This window comes from Streptomyces silaceus (genome assembly GCF_001419745.1).
Taxonomy (GTDB): Bacteria; Actinomycetota; Actinomycetes; order Streptomycetales; family Streptomycetaceae; genus Streptomyces; species Streptomyces silaceus.
In genome coordinates this window covers 2,075-2,733 of record NZ_LIRJ01000459.1, presented here as the reverse complement: position 1 = coordinate 2,733, position 659 = coordinate 2,075, and the positions used below count along the sequence as shown (strand labels likewise).

Annotated in this window: 1 protein-coding gene; it reads left to right on the top strand. The window is 69.2% G+C overall.

Annotated features, from left to right (window positions below; translation table 11 throughout):
- On the top strand, positions 1-659 hold a 659-nt coding region (locus AOK22_RS43255; RefSeq protein ID WP_279617105.1), incomplete at both ends, for an alkaline phosphatase family protein.

Below are 659 nucleotides of genomic sequence, written 5' to 3'. Positions count from 1 at the left end.
GCGTCCGCGGCTTCGGCGACCGCAACGCCATCCGGCTGCCGAGCGGCAAGACGGTCTTCGAGCAGCCGGGGGGACTGCGCACGATCCTGCCCTTCCCCGTCCGCGAGGCCGCGGCGACGCAGAAGAAGGACCTCCAGTACATCGGCGCCCTCGACCACTCCTGGAGCGGCGGCGCCAAGGCCTGGCACGACGGCTGGATGGACGGCTGGATCACCGCCAAGACGGCGGCCACCATGGCGTATTACACGCGCGAGGACATCCCGCTGCACTACGAACTGGCCGACACCTTCACCGTCTGCGACGCCTACCACTCCTCCATCCACACCTCCACCAGCCCCAACCGCAACCACCTCTGGAGCGGGAAGACCGGCTACGAGCCGAACGGCAAGCGGGCCGTCGGCAACGACGCCTACGACGAGGGCACGCACCCCGGCTACGACTGGGGCACGTACGCCGAGCGCCTGGAGAAGGCGGGCGTGAGCTGGCGGACGTACACGGAGTGGGAGAACTTCACCGACAACCAGATCGAGTTCTTCGCGACCTTCAAGGCCGTCGCGCGCAAGGCCCTCACCGCGGCGGGCACCGGCCTGACCTACATGGAGGCCTTCTACGCCAAGGTCCGCGACGCCAAGGACGAGGCCGAGCGCGAGCGGCTGCTC